Here is a 5507-nt window from a genome sequence, read left to right on the forward strand (position 1 = left end):
GCAGGCCCCGCCCCCGGGCGGCAGCCGGGGGCGGGGCCTGCTGGTCGGACTGCCCGCTAGACCATCTCGATCAGGTCGGCGATCGACTTGACCACCCGCGTCGGCCGGTACGGGAACCGCTCGACGTCCTCGGCCGCGGTCAGGCCGGTGAGCACCAGGATGGTCTCCATACCGGCCTCCATGCCCGCCACGATGTCGGTGTCCATCCGGTCGCCGATCATCACGGCGGTCTCCGAGTGGGCGCCCGCGCTGTTCAGCGCCTCACGCATCATCAGCGGGTTGGGCTTGCCCACGAAGTACGGGTCGACGCCGGTCGCCTTGGTGATCAGCGCCGCGACCGAGCCGGTGGCCGGCAGCACGCCCTCGTGCGAGGGGCCGGTCTCGTCCGGGTTGGTGCAGATGAAGCGGGCACCCGCGTTGATCAGGCGGATCGCCTTGGTGAGCGCCTCGAAGCTGTAGGTGCGGGTCTCGCCCAGCACCACGTAGTCCGGGTTGTTGTCGGTCAGGACGTACCCGGCCTGGTAGAGCGCGGTGGTGAGGCCGGACTCGCCGATGACGTACGCGGTGCCGCCCGGGCGCTGGCCCTTGAGGAACTTCGCGGTGGCGAGCGCCGACGTCCAGATGCGCTCCTCCGGCACGTTCAGGCCCATGCCGGCCAGCCGGGCACTGAGGTCGCGCGGCGTGTAGATGGAGTTGTTGGTGAGTACCAGGAACGGCTTGCCGGACTCCTGCAGCCGGCGGAGGAACTCCTCCGCGCCGGGAATCGGCGTGCCCTCGTGGATGAGGACACCGTCCATGTCGGTCAGCCAGGACTCGATGGGCTTGCGGTCTGCCACGTGCGTGTCTCCCGAGGTCTTGCGGTGGTCGTACGGAGTGCTGCTGGCTGCCCCAACGGGGCACAGCCTAATCCGCACACCTGCCCGACGGGAGTATGTCCCGCCCAGCGGACTTCCGCCCCGCCGGACACCCCAGTCTCAAAGGCTCCTTAAGCCGCCCCTAACCCCACTGATTACCCATCAGTAGGGCCACCGCGCCGGGCTAGCTTCCAGGGACAAACCCTCACCTCCGCTCCGCAGAGGAGTCCCTCCGGATGCCCGCACGCTCCCGCACCGCCGCCCTGCTCACCCTCGCCGGCACGCTCGCCGGCTGCGCCCTCGCCACCGCCCTCGGAACCGGCACCGCCGCCGCACACGGCTCCCTGCAGAACCCGCTCAGCCGGATCGAGGGCTGCTACCTCGAAGGGCCCGAGCACCCCGTCTCCGCCGCCTGCAAGGCCGCCGTCGCGACCGGCGGCACCGCCGGGCTCTACGACTGGATGAGCCTGCGGATCGGCGACGCCGCCGGACGCCACCGCCAGCTCGTCCCGGACGGCAAGCTGTGCAGCGCGGGCAACGAGATGTTCAAGGGCCTGGACCTGCCCCGCGCCGACTGGCCCGCCACCAACCTCACCTCCGGCGCCGCCTTCACCTTCCGGTTCCGCGCCACCGCCCCGCACAAGGGCACCTTCCAGCTGTTCCTCACCAACGGCAGCTACGACCCCGCCAAGCCGCTGACCTGGGCGAACCTCGACACCCAGCCGTTCGTCACGGTCACCGACCCGCAGCTCGCCGACGGCTCCTACCTGCTGCCCGGCACCATCCCCGCCGGCCGGACGGGACGCCAGCTGGTCTACGCGATCTGGCAGCGTTCGGACAGCCCGGAGGCCTTCTACTCCTGCTCCGACGTGGTCTTCGACGGCAGCGGCGCCACCGCCGGCAGCGCCACCGTCCCGGCCGCGGACAGCAGCACCCCGACCGGCGGCCACTCGCACCCGGCCACCACGACCGCCACCGCCACCGTCCCGGCCCCGGCCGCTACGACTGCCGCTGCCGCAGCCGCAGCGACAGCCACGGCCACCAGCAGCGCCGCTCCGGCGAGCGCGGCCGCCGTACCCGCCGCCCGGACCACCAGCACACCGGCCACCCCGGCCCCCGCCGCCACGGCTGCCAGTGCCACGGCCACCGGTGCCGCACACCTCGCCGAGACCGGCAGCGCCCGCTCGCTCGGCATCCTCGCCTCGGTCGGCGCCTCCTTCCTGCTCGCCGGCGCGACCGTCGTCGCCGTACGCCGTGGCCGCCGTACCCCCGGTGCCCACGCGCGCTGAAACGCCGCGCGCACCACGCAACCACCGGACGGCGGGGCGGGCCGTGATTGAGTAGGGCGCATGAGCACCACGCCCCGCCCCCCGTTCCGCGTCGGCCTGGTCGGATACGGCCTGGCCGGCTCCGCCTTCCACGCGCCGCTGATCGCCACCACCCCAGGACTGCGGCTGGACGCGGTGGTCACCGCCAACCCCGACCGCCGCGCCAAGCTGCGCCACGACCACCCCGGCGCCCGCGCTGTCGACACCCCCGAGGAGCTGTTCGCCGACCCGGACGCCCTCGACCTGATCGTCATCGCCTCCCCCAACCGGACCCACGTCCCGCTGGCCCGGGCCGCGATCGAGGCCGGGCTCGCGACCGTCGTCGACAAGCCGCTCGCCGCGACCGCCGCCTCGGCGCTCGACCTGTGCCGACTCGCCGAGAGCCGGGGCGTCCTGCTCTCCGTCTTCCAGAACCGCCGCTGGGACGGCGACTTCCTGACGGCCCGCCGGCTCGTCGACGAGGGCGCCCTCGGCCGGGTGCACCGCTTCGAGTCCCGCTTCGAGCGGTTCCGTCCCAAGCCGAAGGCCGGCTGGCGCGAGCTGGCCGACCCGGCCGAGGTCGGCGGCACCCTGTACGACCTCGGCAGCCACCTCGTCGACCAGGCGATCACCCTGTTCGGCCCGGTCGACACGGTCTACGCCGAGATCGACATCCGCCGGGACGGCGCGGTGGTGGACGACGACGCCTTCCTCGCCCTCACCCACGCCTCCGGCACCCGCTCCCACCTGTGGACGAGCGCCGTCACCCCGCTGATCGGCCCCCGGCTGCGCGTCCTCGGCGACAGCGCCGGCTACGTCAAGTCCGGCATGGACCCGCAGGAGGACGCCCTCAAGGCCGGCCTGCGCCCCGACGGCCCCGGCACCTGGGGCGCCGACGCCCCGGCCGCGTACGGCACGCTCGGCACCGACGAGGCCTCCGCCCCCGTCCCCACCGACCCCGGCGACTACCCCGCCTTCTACGCGGGCATCGCCGCCGCCCTCGCCACCGGCACCCCGCCCCCGGTCGACCCGAAGGACGCCGTCGCCACCCTCACCGTCCTGGAGGCCGCCCGCGCCTCCGCCGCCACCGGCACGGTGGTGAGCCTCTCCTAATGGGGCTCGGCTCGCCTCCGGGGCGCTCACGTCCGGCGCCGACACTCGTCGCTTCGTCGCTCCCGCGCTCCTCGCTCTCGGCACCGGCGCGCCCCTTCGGCTCGCTCGCGGTCCCGGGGTGCTGGGGTGCTGGGGTGCTGGGGATCGGAGTGGATCGTGGTCGTGGGGTGCGCCGGGCCTCAGACGGCGATGACCTCGACGGCTGCGCCCAGGCCCCGGAAGTCCGCGATGTTGCGGGTGTACAGGGGCAGGGCATGGGCGGAGGCGATGGCGGCGATCATCAGGTCGATCCGGCGCGGGCGCGGCTGGCGCCCCGCCGCGATCGTCAGTGCGACCAGCGTGCCGTAGCGCGCGGCGGCGGCACTGTCGAAGGGCAGCGGCTCGAAGTCGGCCATCGCCGCGCCGAGCACCTCCAGCCGGGCGGCCCGGCTGAGCGGGTCGCGGGCCATCGCGACGCCCTGCTGCAGCTCGGCGAAGGTGATCGCGGTCAGTTCGGGGACGGCCGGCAGCTCCGCCGGGTCGAGCAGCGCCAGGTCGATGTAGACGCAGGTGTCGAGCACCCCGGCGGGCCGGCGCCGGGCGCTGCGGCGGCGTTCAGCCACGGGGCCGCTCGAACGGGTCGTCGTCCTCGCCGAGGAGGTCCTCGGAGCCGAAGAACTCCTCGGTCTCCTTGCGCATCTGCTGGTAGTCGACCTTGGGCAGCCTGCTGTGCCGGGCCACCAGCTCCTCGGCGCTGAGCCGCCGCCGGCCGGAGACCGGCCGCAGCTCGGCGACCTCGACGCCGTTGCGGGTGATGTGGAAGATCTCGCCGGCCTCGACCGCGTCCATCACCGCGGCGGAGTTGTTGCGGAACTCGCGCTGGGTAATCGTCTTCATCCCTCCACGGTAGCCCCGTGTAGCACCGTTGGCTACGGTGTGACGGACGTCCGTCCGGCCGGGTCCTGCCGGGCTGCACCGCACCCGTACCATCGTTCGCAGCGGCATCTTCCGCACACCCGCGTACAGCCGTCCGGAGAGGAACGACGATGACCCTGCTCGCCGCCCTCCTCGGGCTGCTCCGCCTGCTCACCGGCGACCTGCTCACCGGCTCGCCCGGCCTGACCGCTGCCGCCGCCGCTGCCGCCCTGGTGCTGCTGTCCGGTGTGGCGGCCGGCACGCTGGCCACCGGCCGGCTGCTCGGGGCGCGGGCCCCGGCCGCCGTCCGGGACGGGACGCTGCGCAGGCGCGCGTTCCGCACCGCCTTCCTCCCGCAGCGTGATCCGGACGCCCGGGGCCGCCGGCGCCCCCGGGCACCGGGCGCGGCCCCGGCGGCCGCGTAACGCCCCACCGCTCCACTCGCGGCCGTCCTCCGCCGAACTCTCGCTCACGAGACCCCGGAGGGCTCGCTCACCATGTCCGTTCTTTCTGTCCTCGACCCGGCCGTCGGCCTGGCCCACGACGTCGTCTCCGCGCTCGCGCAGGTACTGCCGACCGCCGCCGCGATCGTCCTGTTCACCGTCTGCGTGCGCCTCGCACTGCACCCGCTGGCCCGGGCCGCCGCCCGCGGCGAGAAGGCCCGGACCAGGCTCGCGCCGCAGGTCGCCGAGCTGAACCGCAAGCACAAGGGCAAGCCGGAGAAGCTGCGCGAGGCGCTCGCCGAGCTGTACCGGGAGGAGAAGGCGTCACCGTTCGCGGGCTGCCTGCCGATGCTGGTGCAGATCCCGTTCTTCTCGGTGATGTACCGGCTGTTCACCACCCCGAACGACCTGCTCGGCCACACCCTGTCCGGGGTGCCGCTCGGCCTGCACGTGGGCAGCGCGCACGGCGCGGCGCAGCTGCTGGTGTTCGGCGCGCTGTACGCGGCGCTGGCGGCCGTCGGCTGGGCGAACTTCCGCCGGGCCCGCCGGCTGGGTGCGGCGGCGGCCGCCACCGGGGCGGCGCCGGTGCCGGGGGCGGCCCTGATGCCGTACCTGTCGTTCGGCACGGTGCTGTTCGCGGCGCTGGTGCCGCTCGCGGCCGGGCTCTACCTGGTCACCACCACGGCCTGGAGCACGGCCGAGCGGGCCTGGCTGCACCGCGAGAGCCCCGCGCCGGCCGCCGGGGCGCTGGGCGCGGCCTGACGCCGGTCGTGGGGGGGGCGCGGGGGGGGCGGGCCGCCCCCCCCCCGCGGCCGGGCCCGACGGCGTTCCCCACGGCGCCGGGCGGTCAGCCCCGGCGGTCGCGCGCGGTCAGCCGGCCGCGGACGGCGGCGTGG

General features: G+C 74.8%; 7 protein-coding genes. 4 read left to right on the forward strand and 3 right to left on the reverse strand.

What is annotated here, in order from left to right:
* Positions 1 to 56: 56 nt before the first annotated feature.
* On the reverse strand, positions 57 to 836 hold the full coding sequence (locus ACFUK0_RS39265; RefSeq protein ID WP_380258722.1) for an HAD-IIA family hydrolase: 780 nt from the start codon (positions 834 to 836) through the stop codon (positions 57 to 59).
* Between the two features lie 254 nt (positions 837 to 1090).
* Here ACFUK0_RS39265 and ACFUK0_RS39270 point away from each other — a divergent pair, with 254 nt between their 5' ends.
* Entirely contained in the window at positions 1091 to 2143 is a 1053-nt protein-coding gene (locus ACFUK0_RS39270; protein ID WP_380258724.1) for a lytic polysaccharide monooxygenase, read from the forward strand.
* A gap of 60 nt (positions 2144 to 2203) precedes the next feature.
* Positions 2204 to 3274 carry a Gfo/Idh/MocA family oxidoreductase gene (locus ACFUK0_RS39275; RefSeq protein ID WP_380258726.1) on the forward strand — a complete coding sequence of 357 codons (1071 nt, stop codon included), beginning with the start codon at positions 2204 to 2206 and terminating at the stop codon, positions 3272 to 3274.
* A 179-nt stretch (positions 3275 to 3453) separates the two neighbouring features.
* Here ACFUK0_RS39275 and ACFUK0_RS39280 read toward each other — a convergent pair whose 3' ends face one another.
* Both ACFUK0_RS39280 and ACFUK0_RS39285 read right to left on the reverse strand, forming a co-directional pair.
* Positions 3454 to 3876 carry a type II toxin-antitoxin system VapC family toxin gene (locus tag ACFUK0_RS39280; RefSeq protein WP_380258729.1) on the reverse strand — a complete coding sequence of 141 codons (423 nt, stop codon included), beginning with the start codon at positions 3874 to 3876 and terminating at the stop codon, positions 3454 to 3456.
* Entirely contained in the window at positions 3869 to 4150 is a 282-nt protein-coding gene (locus ACFUK0_RS39285; protein WP_380258731.1) for a type II toxin-antitoxin system Phd/YefM family antitoxin, read from the reverse strand. Before ACFUK0_RS39285 ends, ACFUK0_RS39280 begins: the two co-directional genes overlap by 8 nt.
* 149 nt (positions 4151 to 4299) lie before the next feature.
* Here ACFUK0_RS39285 and ACFUK0_RS39290 point away from each other — a divergent pair, with 149 nt between their 5' ends.
* Together ACFUK0_RS39290 and ACFUK0_RS39295 are read left to right on the forward strand one after the other, a co-directional pair.
* Positions 4300 to 4593: a DUF6412 domain-containing protein gene (locus ACFUK0_RS39290; protein WP_380258733.1), complete on the forward strand. Its 294-nt coding sequence runs from the start codon at positions 4300 to 4302 to the stop codon at positions 4591 to 4593.
* A 72-nt stretch (positions 4594 to 4665) separates the two neighbouring features.
* Positions 4666 to 5373, forward strand: a complete 708-nt coding sequence (locus tag ACFUK0_RS39295; RefSeq protein WP_380258735.1) for a YidC/Oxa1 family membrane protein insertase — start codon at positions 4666 to 4668, stop codon at positions 5371 to 5373.
* Positions 5374 to 5507: the final 134 nt, after the last annotated feature.

Source organism: Kitasatospora sp. NPDC057223 (assembly GCF_042669755.1).
Taxonomy (GTDB): domain Bacteria; phylum Actinomycetota; class Actinomycetes; order Streptomycetales; family Streptomycetaceae; genus Kitasatospora.

What these genes read in the sequence shown, in the direction of transcription:
- ACFUK0_RS39295 (WP_380258735.1), top strand. Translation starts at nt 4,666, where the DNA reads ATGTCCGTTCTTTCTGTCCTCGACCCGGCCGTCGGCCTGGCCCACGAC.
- ACFUK0_RS39270 (WP_380258724.1), top strand. Translation starts at nt 1,091, where the DNA reads ATGCCCGCACGCTCCCGCACCGCCGCCCTGCTCACCCTCGCCGGCACG.
- ACFUK0_RS39290 (WP_380258733.1), top strand. Translation starts at nt 4,300, where the DNA reads ATGACCCTGCTCGCCGCCCTCCTCGGGCTGCTCCGCCTGCTCACCGGC.
- ACFUK0_RS39275 (WP_380258726.1), top strand. Translation starts at nt 2,204, where the DNA reads ATGAGCACCACGCCCCGCCCCCCGTTCCGCGTCGGCCTGGTCGGATAC.
- ACFUK0_RS39285 (WP_380258731.1), bottom strand. Translation starts at nt 4,150, where the DNA reads ATGAAGACGATTACCCAGCGCGAGTTCCGCAACAACTCCGCCGCGGTG.